The sequence below is a fragment of the Candidatus Izimaplasma bacterium HR1 genome, from assembly GCA_000755705.1.
GTDB lineage: Bacteria > Bacillota_I > Bacilli_A > Izemoplasmatales > Izemoplasmataceae > Xianfuyuplasma.
In genome coordinates, this window is the sequence record CP009415.1 from 1,036,735 (window position 1) to 1,053,868 (window position 17,134).

At 30.9% G+C, this 17,134-nt stretch carries 20 protein-coding genes; 16 read left to right on the top strand and 4 right to left on the bottom strand.

The genetic code is table 11. The features are described from left to right. Positions 1 to 8: 8 nt before the first annotated feature. Positions 9 to 1,643, bottom strand: coding sequence for a nucleoside kinase (locus KQ51_RS05050; protein WP_038469688.1), 1,635 nt, complete (start codon positions 1,641 to 1,643; stop codon positions 9 to 11). A gap of 130 nt (positions 1,644 to 1,773) precedes the next feature. Here KQ51_RS05050 and KQ51_RS05055 point away from each other — a divergent pair, with 130 nt between their 5' ends. Together KQ51_RS05055 and KQ51_RS05060 are read left to right on the top strand one after the other, a co-directional pair. After that, the gene (locus KQ51_RS05055) at positions 1,774 to 2,682 is read left to right on the top strand and encodes a DMT family transporter (protein ID WP_038469692.1); all 909 of its coding nucleotides are present in this window, start codon (positions 1,774 to 1,776) and stop codon (positions 2,680 to 2,682) included. Positions 2,683 to 2,746: 64 nt separating this feature from the next. Next, positions 2,747 to 3,148, top strand: a complete 402-nt coding sequence (locus KQ51_RS05060; protein ID WP_038469694.1) for a hypothetical protein — start codon at positions 2,747 to 2,749, stop codon at positions 3,146 to 3,148. Between the two features lie 55 nt (positions 3,149 to 3,203). On the opposite strand, the gene KQ51_RS05065 is transcribed toward KQ51_RS05060, so the two are convergent. The 3 genes from KQ51_RS05065 to KQ51_RS05075 all read right to left on the bottom strand — a co-directional run bounded on the left by KQ51_RS05065 (position 3,204) and on the right by KQ51_RS05075 (position 6,380). Next, positions 3,204 to 4,223, bottom strand: a complete 1,020-nt coding sequence (locus tag KQ51_RS05065) for an endonuclease (protein WP_096334941.1) — start codon at positions 4,221 to 4,223, stop codon at positions 3,204 to 3,206. 62 nt (positions 4,224 to 4,285) lie between these two features. Continuing rightward, positions 4,286 to 5,833, bottom strand: coding sequence for a bifunctional metallophosphatase/5'-nucleotidase (locus tag KQ51_RS05070; RefSeq protein ID WP_038469697.1), 1,548 nt, complete (start codon positions 5,831 to 5,833; stop codon positions 4,286 to 4,288). 67 nt (positions 5,834 to 5,900) lie between these two features. Further along, the gene (locus KQ51_RS05075; RefSeq protein WP_038469700.1) at positions 5,901 to 6,380 is read right to left on the bottom strand and encodes a hypothetical protein; all 480 of its coding nucleotides are present in this window, start codon (positions 6,378 to 6,380) and stop codon (positions 5,901 to 5,903) included. Between the two features lie 109 nt (positions 6,381 to 6,489). On the opposite strand from KQ51_RS05075, the gene KQ51_RS05080 reads away from it, so the two are divergent. The 14 genes from KQ51_RS05080 (at position 6,490) to KQ51_RS05145 (ending at position 17,123) form a co-directional block, all read left to right on the top strand. Next, the gene (locus KQ51_RS05080) at positions 6,490 to 7,137 is read left to right on the top strand and encodes a YczE/YyaS/YitT family protein (RefSeq protein WP_038469702.1); all 648 of its coding nucleotides are present in this window, start codon (positions 6,490 to 6,492) and stop codon (positions 7,135 to 7,137) included. A gap of 260 nt (positions 7,138 to 7,397) precedes the next feature. Further along, positions 7,398 to 8,330 (top strand): hypothetical protein, encoded by a 933-nt coding sequence (locus KQ51_RS05085; protein ID WP_038469705.1) that lies wholly within the window; start codon positions 7,398 to 7,400, stop codon positions 8,328 to 8,330. Next, complete coding sequence (locus KQ51_RS05090; protein WP_038469708.1) at positions 8,327 to 8,809, top strand: Na+/H+ antiporter subunit E; 483 nt, start codon at positions 8,327 to 8,329, stop codon at positions 8,807 to 8,809. The genes KQ51_RS05085 and KQ51_RS05090 overlap by 4 nt, the downstream gene beginning before the upstream one ends. Next, the gene (locus KQ51_RS05095; protein ID WP_038469711.1) at positions 8,806 to 9,069 is read left to right on the top strand and encodes a monovalent cation/H+ antiporter complex subunit F; all 264 of its coding nucleotides are present in this window, start codon (positions 8,806 to 8,808) and stop codon (positions 9,067 to 9,069) included. The genes KQ51_RS05090 and KQ51_RS05095 overlap by 4 nt, the downstream gene beginning before the upstream one ends. Continuing rightward, positions 9,056 to 9,385 carry a monovalent cation/H(+) antiporter subunit G gene (mnhG, locus tag KQ51_RS05100; protein WP_038469714.1) on the top strand — a complete coding sequence of 110 codons (330 nt, stop codon included), beginning with the start codon at positions 9,056 to 9,058 and terminating at the stop codon, positions 9,383 to 9,385. The genes KQ51_RS05095 and mnhG overlap by 14 nt, the downstream gene beginning before the upstream one ends. Next, positions 9,378 to 9,662: a hydrogenase subunit MbhD domain-containing protein gene (locus KQ51_RS05105; protein ID WP_232957999.1), complete on the top strand. Its 285-nt coding sequence runs from the start codon at positions 9,378 to 9,380 to the stop codon at positions 9,660 to 9,662. The genes mnhG and KQ51_RS05105 overlap by 8 nt, the downstream gene beginning before the upstream one ends. After that, a complete protein-coding gene (mbhE, locus tag KQ51_RS05110) occupies positions 9,659 to 10,405 on the top strand; it encodes a hydrogen gas-evolving membrane-bound hydrogenase subunit E (protein WP_038469722.1) in 747 nt (248 codons plus the stop codon). The genes KQ51_RS05105 and mbhE overlap by 4 nt, the downstream gene beginning before the upstream one ends. Before the next feature lies 1 nt (position 10,406). Continuing rightward, positions 10,407 to 10,742, top strand: a complete 336-nt coding sequence (locus tag KQ51_RS05115) for a sodium:proton antiporter (RefSeq protein ID WP_038469725.1) — start codon at positions 10,407 to 10,409, stop codon at positions 10,740 to 10,742. After that, complete coding sequence (locus KQ51_RS05120) at positions 10,742 to 12,124, top strand: complex I subunit 5 family protein (protein WP_052609222.1); 1,383 nt, start codon at positions 10,742 to 10,744, stop codon at positions 12,122 to 12,124. Before KQ51_RS05115 ends, KQ51_RS05120 begins: the two co-directional genes overlap by 1 nt. Next, a complete protein-coding gene (locus tag KQ51_RS05125; protein WP_038469728.1) occupies positions 12,124 to 13,953 on the top strand; it encodes a proton-conducting transporter transmembrane domain-containing protein in 1,830 nt (609 codons plus the stop codon). Before KQ51_RS05120 ends, KQ51_RS05125 begins: the two co-directional genes overlap by 1 nt. Continuing rightward, complete coding sequence (locus KQ51_RS05130; RefSeq protein WP_038469731.1) at positions 13,950 to 14,852, top strand: respiratory chain complex I subunit 1 family protein; 903 nt, start codon at positions 13,950 to 13,952, stop codon at positions 14,850 to 14,852. The genes KQ51_RS05125 and KQ51_RS05130 overlap by 4 nt, the downstream gene beginning before the upstream one ends. Then, a complete protein-coding gene (nuoB, locus tag KQ51_RS05135) occupies positions 14,853 to 15,446 on the top strand; it encodes an NADH-quinone oxidoreductase subunit NuoB (protein WP_437178346.1) in 594 nt (197 codons plus the stop codon). Continuing rightward, positions 15,439 to 16,014 carry an NADH-quinone oxidoreductase subunit C gene (locus KQ51_RS05140; RefSeq protein ID WP_052609223.1) on the top strand — a complete coding sequence of 192 codons (576 nt, stop codon included), beginning with the start codon at positions 15,439 to 15,441 and terminating at the stop codon, positions 16,012 to 16,014. Before nuoB ends, KQ51_RS05140 begins: the two co-directional genes overlap by 8 nt. After that, a complete protein-coding gene (locus tag KQ51_RS05145; protein ID WP_038469734.1) occupies positions 16,014 to 17,123 on the top strand; it encodes an NADH-quinone oxidoreductase subunit D in 1,110 nt (369 codons plus the stop codon). Before KQ51_RS05140 ends, KQ51_RS05145 begins: the two co-directional genes overlap by 1 nt. Positions 17,124 to 17,134 lie beyond the last annotated feature (11 nt).

Below are 17,134 nucleotides of genomic sequence, written 5' to 3' on the forward strand. Positions count from 1 at the left end.
ATGGTCAATTACTCTCTAAAGCAACTACCACCGATGAATTCACGTAATAAACTATTACATGGTACATGTTCATCAGGAATATCAACGAAATACTTTAAGAATTTTATTAATCTATTTGCTGTAATATAGAATTCACTATCATTAGCAATTTCTTTTAATGTAGGTAATGCATATTTCTTAAGAACACTTAATTCATATTGTAGTCCTGAGTTATATACATAATCAGCATGTTCTTGGTTAGGATAAATCCATTTAAATTCTCCGGCACGAACACTTTCCCACATTCCAATTGTTCTTAATGCACTAGCATTTCTAAACTGTTTATCTCTAACGATACGTCTAAGTAAACGTACATTAGTAATGCTAATTGGATTATGATCATCTAAGTTCATTTGTAATTGGGGACTTATATAAATCTTAAATGTTTGCTCATGAGGGATACTGCTTGTCAATTTATCATTTAAAGCATGGATTCCTTCAATAATAATTGGATTATCTGTTCCTACTTTGAGCTTACGATAACCTCCACGACGTTTGGTTGTGAAATCAAAGACAGGCATTTCTACTTCGATTCCTTTAATTAAGTCAGTCATGTTTTGATTGAACAATTCAATATCTAAAGTATTAATATGTTCTAAATCAACTTTACCATTTTTATCTGTTGGAATATCTTCTCTATTTAAGTAGTAATCATCTAAGCTAATTGTTACTGGTTTTAATCCTCTAGTCATTAACTCGATTCGCAGTCTATTACTAAAAGTTGTCTTACCACTACTAGATGGACCAGCAATAGCAATTAATCTGATATCATCATTATCTTTTATTAAATCACCAATCTCAGTTAACATTGCGTTATGTTTTGCCTCACACATATGAACAAAATCAACAACACTGTCTTTTTCTACATGACGATTTAAATTAGCAATAGTGTCAGCTTCAACTAAATGAGCCCAAGTACTTGCATCTCTTAATGTTTCAATATATTTTGGCGAGTTTTTGAATTTTGGAATTTTCGAATCAGTTTCCGCACGCGGATACTGAATTACAAAACCAATATCATAAGGTCTCATTTTGTATTTTGTTAAATAACCAGTACTAGGAACCATATAACTATATACATAATTTTGGTACCCATTGCAACGGTAGAAGTGAACTTTCTTCTCAGGTCGATATTCCAAAATATCAATACGATCTTGATAAAAGTTTCTTTGATAGAATTCTTTAGCTTCTTTAACTGTTTTAGTCATTCTTTCAAATGGAATATCTAATGCTATTAATCTCTTAAGCTCTTTATCTATATTTTCTAATACCTCTTCAATTTGAATAGTATTATCATTTACTACATAGCAAAAAATACTTCTAGAAACGCTATATTTAAACTTGATTTCGTATTCTGGATATATATTTTTAAAAGCCATCGCTATTAAGTAACGTAATGATGCTTCATAGATATGTACTGCTTCGGGATGATCTAAAGTTAAAAATTCAACTTCAGCATCATATCCAAACATGTAACTTAATTCACGAAGTCTATTATTTACTAACGCTACAGGATATACCTTATTTTCATTTTCTAATAATTCATTTACTCTAATATGTTCTTTGTATTCAACTGATTTCTCGTTGTATTTAATTGTAAACATATTATCCACCTCCTTGTAAGTCTAGGACCCTATATTTTATTACAAATCGCTAGAAATGTAAAGGCTTTAAAAAATCGCTTTTCAATTCTAATAATATACTATATAATACCATTAGCATCGAGGTGATTAGATGAATCGTACATTAGCAAGAATTGTTCTTGTAGCCGCAGGACTTATCTGGGGATTTGGATTTTACGTTAATAAAACAATTTTAGATTTTGGATGGACAGAAAGTGAATTACTATTTGTCCGCTTTTTTACAGCAACCATCGCTATCTTTGCTTTATATTTTAAAAGAATAATGAAGACAAATAAGGAAACAATTAAATGGGGAGTATTCCTTGGTGTATTCTTATATTTAGGATTCTATTTCCAAACATGGGGGTTAGCTAACACAACTCCTTCAAACAATGCATTAATTACCGCAGGATATATTGTCTTAATGCCTGGTATTATTTATATATTTGAGAGAAAACATATTCACTTTAAAACTATCTTAGCAGGAATTATTACTTTAATAGGTATTCTCTTTATAACAGTTAATTTCAATGAGTTAGAATCAGGGATAAACTTTGGGGATTCATTAACGTTTATAGGCGCTTTCTTCTACGCAATACATATTTATTTCTTAGGGAAGAAAGCTAAACAAGTTGATCTTGTTGTATTAATGGCGTTTCAGTTACTATTATTTAGTGTTGTAGCATTCATTGTCATGGTTGTTAAGGATGGTGCACCGCCTGTAGATTTTCAAGATGTGGAAAGCGTTAGAATTCTAATATACGCAATTATCATTGGATTCTTTGCTTCATTTGTAGCTTTTATATTTCAAAGTATTGGACAAAAGAATACTAATGAAGCTGAAGCTGCAATTCTAATATCAACTGAAAGTTTATTTGGTCCATTATTCGCGGTTTGGCTTTATGGAGATATATTTAGTAATAATATGGGAATAGGAATGGCTTTAGTTCTTATTGGGATAATTCTTAGTGAATTAGATATTGAGGATATCAAAAGAATTGTAAGTAAAAAAGTGTCTTAATTTGACACTTTTTTTTAAAAGGTTTATAATATATTCTGTAGGTGTGAGAGAGAGAGAACACAATATGGAAAAAAAAGTGTATGTGAAACACTACCCACGAGATAAACGTGAGAGAGAATTTAGAGACGAAAGACCTCATGAGAGACATGAGAGACATGAGAGACATGAAAAACATATTCATGTAGATTTTAAAGATGATGAAAGAAGAAGACCTCATTTTGAAGGTCGTCCACCTTTTGATAGACCTAGAAGACCTAGGGGGCCTAAGCAAAAAACTAAAATGTTCACTTCAAAAGAAGATTTAGTAGCATTTGTTAATGAAAAAGGTGAAGAAGGACATCGTATCGATGTTTATAAAATTGAAGATGATTTATACAAAGTAGTAATAAAACTGGATCCTTTTCATGTGAAAAGAGATCAAGAAGAAGTAGAAATTGAAGTAGAGATTGAAGAAGAAGTAGAATAAAAATAAGATACACCTACAAAAAAATAAAGGAGCTAAAATTTAGCTCCTTTTCTTATTAATTACTACCCCAAATCAATCCGACAAATTCAGGATGATCGATAAACGGATTACGATTCCCTTGATAACCAAAGACTAAGTCATTTCTATTTCGTTCAGCATCATCTACAGGATCTTGTAAATGCCATTGAATTAATATTGATAATACTCCAATAGTAGGAGCTGAACCAGTTAATGATTCGATGACTTCTAAATCTATTTCACCGTTTGTACCTTCGTATCTAACGGCCATATAGAATATAATTCTAGCAACATCACCTTTAACTTCGTTACGAGGTTCAAAAGAATTACCATCAGAGAAACAACCAGTTGTGTTTTTAACTAAAGTTCCACCTTCATCAAATTCTTTGTTTCCTCTTGCACCGTTAACGTCTGGATCTGTAGCTCTTATGTGATGCAAATCATTATGTTCTGCATCATTATCAGACATATCACCTAAACTTTTTGGCCATACATGTTCTCTATTCCAAGTAGCTCCATAATCCCAAGTACTATCTACACTGTCTCCTGTATAGAAAAGGAGAACATTGTCAGTATTATTTGGATCTTCATCAGTTACTTGTAAAGCTTGTCTTAAAGCACCATATGATAACTCGGTATGATCATCAATTAAATAATGTAAAAATGTTTTTAGAGCTTCACCAGTTAAACCACCAGCACCAGAATAATAATCTGTATATTCAGTATTGATTTCAGTTTTTATAACTGTCACTTCAAAGGTTTTAATTAACATTCTACCTTCAAATATTAAATATGCGGTAAGAGTTATATCTCTATCTTCTGCACGTTGAATAATTGTGTAATTTGAAGTCAAAGTGTTTTCGACATCTGATTCCCAAGTAATTTCAACACCATCAATAGTTGTTGGTAAAGTAATATTTTCAATTTCGTCATCAAGGACTAATTCACTTTTGACTTTATCAATTGTATCTAGTTCTATTATTGGACTATTACCAAAATCACATGCACTTAGCGAAAGTGTAAGTATTAGTAGTATTCCGATTAAGTATTTTCTCATTTTAGTCACTCCTCTTAAGTATTAACAGTATAGTGTACTAAAAAAAACTAAATTCCACAACACTATTTAATAACTTTGATGTTGTCTTTATGAGGAATCTTTATATCTTTAGTTTCAACGATATAATCAACTAACAAATCAATGATTTCTGTTTGTGTATCATTGATTACTTCACAGTCTTTGATAAAGAAGTAATCACCACCACCAGAACTTCTATAATTATTCATACAAACACTAAATTCATCATTATCATTAATCGTTATTCCGTTTTTAGTTAAAGAAGTGATTCTTTCACCTTTTTTATTCCCAACTTTAATTGTATATTCAATTCCGTCATACATATCATATGCATATAACTGTAGTTTAGGATGATTAAATTCGTCACTAACAACAATTTCCCCATCTTTTAAATCAAAGAACTCAGCGGTTTTTTCTAATGCCAGTTTGAGCGTTCTTCCATCCATTTTTTTAACTACCAATGTATTAGGATAAACATATGTACCTATAACATCTCTAATACTAATATCTTTTCTAAATCCTGATACTTCATTAGCTAAACCACATAAGGCAATATCAGCATTAGTATATTTCATTTGGATATGATTAATCAAAGAGATGATTGGGTGTTTATTTATTCTAGCATCTAATTGATCTAAAATTAGTAAATCATTCTCTATATGACCAACAGGTGTGTCTAAATACTTTTGTGTTTCATCTTCAATTTCTTTGACTAAATCCAGTACTTTTTGATCAGCCTTTATATTTTGTAAATCCAGTAATTTGTTTTCCAAAACTTGATATGATTTTGAATCCTTATTATATTCTATAACAACCACTGCTAAGTTTTGCGCATTATATCCTGGTTGTGTATAAATAGTTTTGTTTCGGGTACCAAATAATGAACGATGTTGATGTCCTGTAAGAAGTAAATCTATTCCTTCTATCTCATTAAGAATTTTACTACCTTGATTCTCTGAAGTATCAATTGTTAGTAATTCATTTGTTTCCAAATCTCTTTCAAAACCACCATGGTAACTAACGATTAGGAAATCAACTTTGTCTCTTAATGAATTTACTTGTTTCTTAGTAGATTCAAAAGCATCTAAGATATCAATATTCTCTATGTTAGAAGGTTGTTCCCAGTTTGGTATATAATGTGTTGTTACACCAATTAAACCAATCTTGACACCATCAATAATCATAATGTCTTCAGTTATACCTTTAAAAGGATTCTTGGTTTTGATATCCAATAAATTACAGTTTAATATTTTTGCATCCAGGTGATTCAAATAACCTAATAAATACTCTTTTCCATAATTAAAGTCATGATTACCTATAGTAACATAATCAAAACCAATCTCATTGAGTACATTAGCTAAAGGATTTGCATTATCTTGATCTTGTTTAGAGTAATAATAAGTTAAAGGACTACCCTGTATTGTATCTCCAGAATCAATTAGAATTGTCTTTTCATCTTTCACACTTTTTATCAATGTAGATAATTTAGCTAAACCAAAATCACCTTCTTGTTTTGTTGTGTAAGAATTAGGATAAATATAACCATGAATATCACTTGTATGTAAAATTTTGAATGTAACAATATTTTTCATTGTATTCACCTCGTAATAATTATATATGATATTAAGATAAAGTAAAATAAAAATAAGCTATAAAAGCTTATTCTTTAATTTTACATTTTGTATTTTTTATTGAGTACATGACAAATACAAATCCTAGTACTACAAATAGTAAAGCAGCTAACTTCCAAAGCAAGTTTCCGTTAGGTAGTACTAGTGGAGTAAACGCTATACCCACAGCACTTAAGAAAGCAACAACACAAGAAGTACATCCAAAAGTTAAAATACCAAAAAGAAATGTTATAAAAGGGATAGCATTTGAACCTTTTGCTTCAACTTTTGTTAACTTATAATTAATAATACTAAATCCGACCATTATAGAAGATAACGTAGCAATTAATATATTAATTATGACATGAATTATCGTAACTCCAATACCAAAATTTCTCGTCATTATTAGGTAATTTGAATTTCCTTCAAAATCTAAAAAAACGTATAAGGCCAAAAACATTATAAACAATAATCCAAACATTAAAATATTGTTTCTTGTTTTTGCTTGTTCTTTAATTATCGTAAGCATAAAATACCACCTCTAAAACATAATAACATTACTATAATATTTTTTAAACAATTAGACTTTATTTATTAATAATTGTATTGTATAATGCGGAATGAAGAAGGTGTTAATTATGAAACTATTCTTAGAAGATTTAAAACGTTTACCAAAACTATTTTTAGGTTTCATAGTTTTAGCTTTGGGTATATATTTAACAAAAATTTCTTTACTAGGTATGAGTAGCTGGGGTGTATTTCATGATGGATTAGCTATTCAAGTTAGTTGGTTAAGTTTCGGAAGCGGAACAATGATAGTTGGAGCAATTATTTTATTGCTTTCAATCTTTTTTCTTGGAACAAAAGTGGGTCTTGGAACGATTCTAAATGTCTTTATTGTTGGACCTTTAATTGATCTATTTGATAAAATTTATCCTGTTATGCCTGATGATTTAGTTTTGCAAATAATTGTACTAATTTTCGGGATACTATTTACTACACTAGGTAGAAGTTTTTACATTGCATCAAGACTTGGTCCCGGACCAAGAGATGGATTGTTTGTTGGTTTAGCAAGAATCACAAATTTCCAAGTGAAATATATTAAAATTACAATAGAATTTATTGTTCTTGGAATTGGCATCCTATTAGGAGGACAATTTGGCGTAGGTACAGTAGTTATGATTATAGTTGCAGGATACTTAGTTCAATTCTTCTTCAAAGTGTTTAAGTTTGATCCGAAAACAGAAAAGCAAAACAACATTTTAGATTATTTTCAATTAGCGTAAGAAAAAAACATCATATAAAAGACTCTTGTTTATAACAAGAGTCTTTTTTTTATAAATTAGTTAATGAAAAGTTTTCATAAATTTATAGAAACATTATGTAAATCACAAAATTTATAATTAGTATGCGAACAAAAAGACAGTTTCTTGGCTTTGTAAGTGTGAAAACGACCAAACTTGGCCATATTTATATGTTTCGCATACTAAATAGTTCTTGTTGAGCCTATGGATATTAGTTATAATAGTATTTGTGGTGATTATAGATGAGTATAATTCAAAGTTTTAACAATAAGCTAAACCAAAGTTTTACAAAAAGAAGTAGTGTGAATTTATCTTTTTCTAAGCAAGTTGATATTATCCTAAATTCTACACTTCAAAAAAACAAAAATTTTAGACAAGCACTAATCATTGGCGCAGGGAAAATGGAAGATTTTTCGCTGTATTTTTTTACGAAGTATTTTGACAAAGTAGTAATAACTGATATTGATACTCTTAGTGTTAGCAAAGTTGTAAATGAAATGAAACTGAGCAAAAGCGAGCGGAAGAAAATAATAATTAAAGAAGTTGAATATACAGGATTTGAAAAAGCAAATTTCTTTTCTGATTTTAGAAGTGAGATTTATAAGATTTCAACTTTTGATGCGATTGATAAGTTTCTTGAAACAAAGTTTGAAGAGATTAAGGACTATGAGTTCTTAAAAAATGATTTTAGAAAATATGATTTTATTTATGTTTCACCAATCTACACACAGTTAATCTATAATCAGATTTTACTTGAATGTTCACTACTAAGAGAAGGTGGATATCAAGAGAATTTGCTTAAATATATTGAGAACGTGATTTTAGATGAAATGGTTAATATTATTAATCGTTTCAACAGTAATATTGTTCATTTGATGGGTGAATATGGGAAACTATTTGTTCTTAGCGACATTTTTGAAGTTAATGTGGGAAGCGAATTTGATTTGCGAATTACTTCAGGAATAAAAGATAGGAACATAATGGATCACATATATGAGCAATATACGAAGAAGTACGGAATGGGCCTCGGGGATTTTGGTCTCTACAATCTTGATGAAAAGATTAATGCTGGTATCTACAAATGGCTTAAGTGGCCATTTAAAGACAACACCAATCTGATTATCAAGCTCAAAATATATGAAAAGAGTAAATTAAATAAGGAGGTAAAATTATGAAATATTTAGCAACTTTTCTTGTATTATTTCTTGTCTATGTATTATTATCAGGCTTTGTTGTTCAGGAATTAATATTAGGAGCTATTGTGAGTCTTGTATTAACATTGATTATCGCAAAATATGTTGATTACAAGATAGATGCACTATTTCCAATAAGATTAGTTAAATTCATTTTTGTCTATTTATTTGTATTCATCTGGCAATTGATTTTAGCTAACATTGATGTCGCAAGAAGAGTATTAAGTCCGAAGATTCCATTAAATCCTGGAATCATCAAAGTTGATACTGAACTTGAGGGGGATTTTGCAAAATTGACTTTAGCAAATTCAATTACCTTAACTCCAGGTACATTAAGTATTGATGTAGAAGAGAATAGTCTTTATGTCCATACTGTTGAAGTTAAAGGTGAAACAAGTGAAGAGAAGCAACAAAACATCAAAGAACCTTTTGAAAAAATACTAGGAGGGATTTTTAAATGATATTAGATATTATTGTATTCCTTCTCATAGGATTAGGAATGCTATTTGCGATTATTAGACTTATTAAAGGTCCAACCATGGCAAATAGAATTGTATCTCTTGATACATTCAACATTATAGTGATCGGTGTAATAGTATTTTTAGCACACCAATTTGAAAATTCACTATATCTTGATATTGCAATTGTTTACGCTATATTAGCATTTTTAGAAACAATTGTATTCGCAAGATACTTGGAGGGTAAAAATGGAAATAGTTAGTTATGTTTTTATGATAATCGGTGGATTATTCTTCCTCTTAGGTGGACTAGGCGTTTTAAGAATGCCAGATGTATTTAACAGAATTCAAGCAGGAACTAAAGCAACTACATTAGGAGCTTTTAGTTTGTTAATAGGTGTGGGTATTAGCCACCCTGATTGGTTATTAAAAGTTGGTTTGATTATTGTATTTATTGCTTTATCAAATCCAATTGGTTCATCGGTACTTGCTAAAGCAGCATATCGAAGTGAACCATTACCTTCAAATTTAGTTCAAGATGATTTGAAAGATGTTTATGGAGGTGAAGATGATGAGTAGTATAATTGAATATTTTACTAATATGGAGTTAATTGATTATCTAAGTTTATTTATTAGTGTTTTACTTCTTATCTTAGCTTTCTTAGCGATTAACGCAAAGTCTTTAATTAGAGGTGTAATGTTTATGTCATCACTAAGTATGCTGAGTGTTATCGCATTCGTAATTATGAAAGCACCAGATGTGGCTGTAACTGAAGCTGTTATTGGTAGTGGTTTAGTAACGAGTTTATTTGTGTTTACTTTACTAGGTGTTAGAAAGGTGGGACACAAATCATGAAGAATTTCTTAGGTTTAGTTGTTGCACTATTACTAGGGGTTTTAATCATTATTAGTTTAAACAATAATGTTTTATTCCCAGATTACGGTGAAGCGGATGTAAGTGAAAGAGTTAGTAGTGGTTATATAAATCGTGATACTACTGAGGATAATGCAGTAGTAGATTTCGGTGAATCAACTGATTTAGAAAGTGGTCCTGCAAATATCGTTACGGCGATTGTTGCTGATTATAGAAGTTTTGATACACTTGGAGAAATCACAGTGTTATTTGTTTCATCTTTAGGAGTAGCTTTACTTTTGGCAGCTGGAAATAAGAGAAGACTTGAATTAAACTTTAAACCAAACTTTATGTTACGAGTTGGTAGTAGAGCATTGTTTGGGATTATTCTTATGACTGGTGTATTTGTTACAATTCATGGACATTTAACTCCTGGTGGAGGTTTTCCTGGTGGAACGATGATCGCTAGTAGTATTTTATTACTGTATTTAGCTGATGATCAGTTTAGAACTAAAGTATCAGGATTCAAAGTTCTTGAAAGTGTTGCAGGAAGTATATATGTAATAATCGGTTTAGTTGGATTATTCGCATTTGATTACTTCTTAGTTAACTTCTTAAATAATGGTGTTTTAGGAGAATTGTTTAGTGCTGGTATTGTCCCAATTATTTATGTCCTAATCGGTTTAAAAGTTGGTAGTGAAATATCTGGTATTATCGATAATTTCTTGACAGAGGAGGGAGTATAATATGTTGCAATTTGTAGCTATATTCCTAATGATGTTAGGACTGTATGGAATTTTAACTAGACGAAATGTTATCAAAATTATAATTTCATTAAATATTTTAGAAATCGGGTTAAATATCTTTATTATTAGTACTGGGTATGTTCATGGTGGTATTGCTCCAATCTATACTTTAGTATCAAATAACAATAGTGTTAATTTTGTAGATCCATTACCACAAGCTTTAGTTTTAACAGCTATCGTAATTGGTGTTGGAACAACAGCTTTAGGGCTTGCGTTAGCAAGAAAAATGTATCTAAAACATGGTACATTTGAACTTGATGAAATGGGGGAAGAATAATGAGTGTTGTATTGATAATTAGTATTCCCTTGTTAGCAGCATTTGTCAGTATCTTAAATAAGAAAATTGCTCCTTACTTACTACTTGTGGTTTCTTTTGGAATTCTTGTATTATTAGGATTTGATCTTATTGAATTAGGTACCGTTACAATTGGTGGATTTGCTGCACCATACGGAATTAGTTTAATTTTAGATAGTTATAGCTTTACAGGTATTTATATTGTGAATATCTTATTCTTCTTAGTTGTAGCTGTAACTTTTAGAAAATATGCTAAGATGGCTTCTATCTTATTAGTTGCTTTAGCAGGATTAAATGGTTTATTACTTACAGGAGATTTATTCAACTTGTTCGTATTTATTGAAGTAAGTGGAATTGCTGCTTACTTAATCACAACTACAAACAAGAAGCCAGTTGCTACATTTAATTATTTAGTACTTGGTACTGTTGGAAGTAGTTTATACTTATTAGGTTTAATTATCTTATACGCAATGTTTGGTACATTGAATATGGCTGATTTAGCTGTGAACATCACAGCAAGTAGTGCAACAGCTACACAAGTTGCCTTACCATTCTTATTAATGTTTATTGGACTTGGTGTTGAAGCTAAGTTATTACCATTCAATTCATGGGTTAAAGGAATATTAGGAAGTTCTAATAAACTTAGTGGACCGATGATTGCTAGTGTTTATGCGACAACTATGGCATTAGTATTTGGTAGATTACTAACAAATGTATTTGTTATTAGTGATCAACTGATGTTAATTATATCTGTTGTCTTAATCTTTAGTATTTTAGCTGGAGAAGCGATGGCTTATGCTAGTAGTAAATTACGAGAAGTATTACTCTTTAGTAGTATCGCTCAAGCAGCAATTGTAATTATGTTATTTGTATTAGGGTTTACCTGGTTTGGTTTAGTTCTAGCTATCTTAAATGGTTTCAGCAAGTTAGTGTTATTCTTGATCGTAAATACTGTTACAGACCAAACTGAAACTGATGAAGTTAATGATCTTCGCGGATTGTTTACTGAAAACAAATTAGTTGGTGCTGCATTCTCAATCACAGTATTAAGTGTATTAGGTTTACCTTTATTCATTGGTTTCATTGTTAAGATGAATATCTTAATGACATTAGTTGATAATGGCAATTTATTGTTTGTTATTGCGATTCTAGCTTCTAGTGTTGTTGAAGGTGTTTACTTCATCAAAATATTAATTAAATTATGGTTTGAAAAAGGCGAAGTTAAAAAAGTTAAATTTGATAATGTAACTAAATATATCGTTGTTGTTATCGCATTAGCTATCGTCGTATTTGGAATTTATTTTGAACCATTGAGAGAAATCTTAAATAATTATACTAACTTCATGATAGGAGGGATTCTATAATGGCTAGTTTAGAAATGATTTTAATAATAGTATTAGTCGCTGGTGTCCTCGCTTACTTACTTGGAAAACTTAATAAAGTACTATCTGGTTCAGTTACGATTTTAGCTTCAGGATTTGCTTTTGTAAGTATTGCATATTATGGATTTAATAATGGGTTAGATACAACTAGTGATTTATTACCATTCGTTACTTATGGTGTAGAAAATCTTAGTTTGTATTTCGGAATTATTGTGACATTCGTGTTCTTTATGGTTTCGTTCTTTAATCCTTATTTCATCGACAAATATAAATATCCAAGTTTATACTCAATGCTTTATCTATTCAGTTTAGCAGGTGTTATCGGTGTATTCTTTACTAACAACTTTATAGTACTATTCTTTTTCTTCGAGTTAGTTGTTTGGTCAAGTTTATTCTTAATTCCTCTAGGTAAAAGTAAAAAAGCAGCTTCTTGGTATTATGGTTTTAGTGCCTTTGGTAGTTTTGCATTACTATTTGCAATTTTAATCATGAGTGCTAGTAACGGTGGAAGTTTTGAAATTGCTAGTTCATTAAGTGCTATATCTGGTTCTAATAGAGTATTAGTATTTATCCTATTAATGATTGCAGGATTTGCAAAATTAGGAGCGTTTCCACTTCATATCTGGTTACCTAAGGTATTAACACATGCACCAGATCCTGTTACTTCAGTATTTAGTGGTGGGTTAGAAAAATTAGGAGCATTTATCGCTGTAATTGGATTATTAAAAGTAATGCCTGTAACATACAATATTGAAGTTTTAGATATGCAAGTTACGCACTACTTAATTACAGTCTTAGGGGCTTTAACAATTGTCTTTGGGACATTGATGGCTATTAGACAAGATGATGCTAAAAAATTACTTGCTTATTCTTCTATGAGTAATGCTGGTTATATCTTAGTAGGACTTGCAATTATGAGTAATACAAGTGTTAGTGGTGCTTTATACCACGTCTTAGCACATGCATTAGCTTCAACAGCAGCATTCCTTGCAATTGGTGCTGTTAAACGTCAAACGGGAACTGCAAAGATGAGTCAGTTGGGTGGAATTATCCACAAAATGCCAGTTACTTATTTAGTTTACTTGATTGCAATAATCAGTATGGCAGGAATTCCACCAATGGGTGGATTTGTTAGTAAATGGTTAATCTTCCAAAGTGTTATTGATGAAGGGTTAATCTTTATCGCTATCGCAACATTCTTCGGTAGTATTGGTAGCTTCTTATATGTATTTAGACCTTTAGCTGCTTTATTCTTAGGTCAAGAATTACCACAATATAAGAAAACAATAAAAGAAGTTCCGTTATTAATGATGTTACCTCTATTAATCTTAAGTGCTTTAAATATCTTTACTGGAGTTTATCCTAAGGATATTCTAGTATTTATAAATAAAATTCTTGTTGAATTAAATATTGAACAATTAGTTATAACTACATGGACAATAACTGGTAAGAATGGTGACTTAAATCCTGGTCTTATCGGAGCAATCTTCGGAATCGGAGTTGCAGTTAGTTTCTTAATCTTTATCGTCCTTAAAAAGTCTAAAAAAGTCGGTTTAATGGATACCTATACTGCTGGTAACTTTGTTTACACTGAAGAGTTATTACATTACAGTGTTGATTTCTATGCTCCATTAGAAAGACTATATGAAAAATATATTCATATTATGAAAAACTTCTACAATTCTCTAGCTAATAAAGTAAAAGAATTTGGTAGAGTGGTTAAATACTTCTTCTTTACAAATAAACCAGAAGTAACAGTATTATTTATCGTATTAACAATTATCTTCTTATTGTGGGGTGAAATCGTATGATTAATGTATTAATTGGTTTGGGAGTTGCCCTATTTGGATTTGTATTGCAGACTGCGATTGGTGGAATTAACCGAAAAGTAGTAGCGAGATTACAAAAAAGAAGAGGACCAAAATGGTATCAAGAATTTATTGACATCTTTAAATTACTATCAAAAAGAGCTACAACACATGGTTGGATATTTGACTTTGGTGTAATTATGGCTCTTGGTGGAATTATTGCGACTGCAATGTTCATGCCAGTAACTAACTCAATCGTCGCTTTTGAAAACTTTGATAATTTCTTTATCTTTGTTTACTTAATCGCTGTTGGAATGTTAGGTATGGCTATGAGTGCTAGTGGTAGTGGTAACCCACTTGCTAGTATTGGAGTTATGAGAGCTTTAACTACGATGTTAGCTTATGAAGTGCCATTTATGATTGTTGTTATGACAATCATAAAATTAACAGGAACTTCAAGTGTTAGCGGGATTGCTGAATTTCAGCAAATTGCTGGTAATAACTGGTTTATGATTGCTTTACCAATTGGATTTGTCGTTGCAGTATTGAGTTTAATGGGAATGTTAGGAAAAAAACCATTTGAAACTTATATAGCTCCAGCAGAAATTGCATCAGGTCCAATGGTTGAATATGGTGGAAAACAATTAGGTATGTTATTTATTATGCATGAAATCACAATCTTTATTGAAGTGAGTTTGTTTGTCCACTTATTCTTAGGAGGAGCTCCGACAATTGGAATCTTCTTAATAAAATATTTTAGTGTTTACACATTTGTAAACTTAATTAGTAATGTAAATGGTCGTTTCAAAATCGATCAAGTAGTTTTATTCTTCTATAAATGGCCATTATTATTAGCAGTGGTTCAAGCTGTTATGGCAATTTACTTAAAGTGGGTGATTTAAATGAACGAATGGAAATATGAATCAACAAAGTTTAGTCCAATTCCTAAAGCTAAACAAGAAGCTATGGATCGTAAATGGTGGGAAATAGGAGATTTCTTTAGAAGAAATTCATTATGGATGCTAATGTATTGTACAGGTTGTTGTGCGATTGAGTTACCACCAGCGATGACAAGTGCTTATGATATGGAACGTTTAGGTATGGGTCCTATGGCTACACCTAGACAAGCAGACGTATTATTAGTTACTGGTTACTTATCACTTAAAACACTTCGTCGTTTAATCTACACATACGAGCAAATGAGTGAACCTAAATACGTTGTAGGATTTGGTAGTTGTACAATTAACGGTGGAATCTATCATGATTCTCATGCAGTTATTAATCAACTAGATCAATATATTCCAGTTGATAGTTATGTAGCTGGTTGTATGCCAAATACAGAAGCTGTAATGAATGGATTTGTTGATTTAATGGATTTAATCAAATCTAAAAAAGCTGATGGTTGGAAACGCTATGCGAAAAACTATGAGTGGTATAAGAAAAATCAAATAGATTCTTTAGGAGTATTGCGAGTGGAGGATGAATTTCATGACTAATATCGAATTTACCCGTAATTTAATAGAAAAAAGTTTTAAAGTTAAGAAAACTGAAGTTATTGATCAATATCAAGTTAGCTTTGAAGTTGAGAAAAATGATATCCATCAGATTTTAACTGTTTTAAAATCAAGTGGATGGATTCAATTATCTTATTTAAGTGCTATTGATTGGATCGCTGAAAACGAATTTGAATTAGTGTATATTGTTATGAACTGGGAAAGAGCTGTTCATGTTCAAATTAGAACAAGAATAAACAGAACTAATCCAGAAATGAATAGTATTATGCCAATTTATGAAGGTTGTAAATACTATGAACGAGAAGCACATGAATTCTTTGGAATAAAATTCCCTGGTAATCCTGACTATCATAAGCAATTAATCTTAGAGCAATGGGATGATATTCCTCCTTTAAGAAAAGATTTTGATCCACGTGCTTATAGTGATGCTCACTTTGCAAAAAGAGAGTACACAAAAGATTTTACAAACTTAAATAATCAACCAAGTAAACAAGAAAAAAGAACTGAAAGAAAATCATTTATTTCACGACTAAAAGGAGGTAAAAAATAATGAGAAAATTAAAATTATTTTTAGGACCTCAGCATCCTGGGATGCATGGTAATGCATCAATTCATATGTATGTTGATGGAGATATCATTAAACGTGCATACTTACTTCCGGGAATGCTTCACCGTGGATTTGAAAAAGGAATGGAACGTCATACATGGGTAAACAATATTAGTTTAATCCCTAGAGTATGTGTTGTTGAACCTGATATCAATGAAATGGCTTTTGCAATGGGTGTTGAAAAATTAGCTAAACTTGAAGTGCCTGAAAGAGCTCATTATATAAGAATGATCATCTTAGAATTAGCAAGAATTAGTATTCATTTAATGGCATATGGTGGACTTGGTAGTCCAACTGGTAACTATACATTAATGTATCATGCTCATGCTGATCGAAATTCAATTCTAAATATCTTTGAAAAAATCACCGGACACCGTATTTATCACCAATACATCGTCCCTGGTGGAGTTAGAAAAGATTTACCAAAAGGAATTGAAGTAGATATTCATGCCTTTCTTAATGATTTAGAAAGTAGATATACAGAATACCGTGATTTAGGTATTGAAAATCCAACAATCATCTCTCGTATCAAAGATACTATTATGCTTCCAGAAGAAGTTGTATGGGAACTAGGAGTTACTGGAGTTGGAATGAGAAGTGCCGTAAATAAAGCGTATGATTTACGTAAAGTAATGCCATATGCAAGATATGATAAAATTGATTTTGAAGTACCTGTAAGTGATTATAGTGATGCGAGAAGTCGTGTCGATATTAAATTAAAAGAATTAGTCCAATCAATTGGAATAATTCGTCAGTGTTTAGCAAAAATGCCAGAAGGTGATGTCAGAGTACCTGTAGCTCCTGGACAATCAATGAGATGGACTGTTCCAAAAGGACATGTTTATGCTACAGTTGAAAGTTCAAGAGGAGAGTTTGGTTATTATATAGTTAGTGATGGTAAGAGTGTTCATCCTTACCGAATTGGAGTAAGAGGTGCTAGTTATCCTCAAGGGTTACTAGGAATTGAAAAATATCTACCAGGAACACGTATTGATGATGCAGCTTTATGGGTTGACACAATGGGTGTATGTTCTCCTGAGATAGACAGATAGGAGAATATACA